This window comes from Marinobacter sp. UBA2498 (assembly GCF_002341575.1).
Lineage (GTDB): Bacteria > Pseudomonadota > Gammaproteobacteria > Pseudomonadales > Oleiphilaceae > Marinobacter > Marinobacter manganoxydans.
Genome location: NZ_DDOI01000069.1, coordinates 4,622 through 4,832 on the forward strand (window position 1 = coordinate 4,622; position 211 = coordinate 4,832).

General features: G+C 62.6%; 1 pseudogene. It reads right to left on the bottom strand.

The window, feature by feature from the left end:
- A pseudogene (locus tag B2W52_RS09980) lies at positions 1-211 on the bottom strand (UDP-2,3-diacylglucosamine diphosphatase); the annotation flags it as partial.

A 211-nucleotide genomic window follows, 5' to 3' on the forward strand; every position in this document is an offset into this window, starting at 1 on the left:
CAGGGGGCGCTGGAGTATCATCTGCTGCCACTGCGGGTTACGCATGTTGGCCCGGAACTTCTGGTATTCCACATCGGCGGTGCACAGGCTGTCGCCATGCATCAGCAGGGTAGGGGTACCGTACAGATCAATCACCGTCGGATCGTCCAGCAGCGTTGCGCCGGCCCGGTCGCAGAAGTCCTGGCCGATCAGAAAGTCCCGGTTGCCGTGC